Below are 258 nucleotides of genomic sequence, written 5' to 3'. Positions count from 1 at the left end.
AAGCCGATGTGGTGCTGGGGCTGGATAACAACCTGTTAGACGCCGCCAGTAAAACCGGACTGTTTGCCAAAAGCGGTGTGGCAGCGGATGCCGTTAACGTTCCCGGCGGCTGGAATAATGACACTTTCGTACCGTTTGATTATGGCTACTTCGCCTTCGTTTATGACAAGAACAAACTGAAAAACCCGCCACAAAGCCTGAAAGAACTGGTTGAGAGCGATCAAAACTGGCGGGTGATTTATCAGGATCCGCGCACCA

The 258-nt window shown here is 51.2% G+C and carries 1 protein-coding gene; it reads left to right on the top strand.

The annotated features are described in order from the left end of the window. Positions 1 to 258: thiamine ABC transporter substrate-binding protein (locus SB756_RS32000; protein WP_410913491.1), on the top strand; the 258-nt coding region annotated here is incomplete at both ends.

This window comes from Pseudomonas sp. SIMBA_068, assembly GCF_046534705.1.
In the GTDB taxonomy this organism is placed as follows: Bacteria; Pseudomonadota; Gammaproteobacteria; order Pseudomonadales; family Pseudomonadaceae; genus Aquipseudomonas; species Aquipseudomonas putida.
Note: the sequence above shows the minus strand (reverse complement) of the source record. Positions and strands in the feature narration are given on the sequence as shown.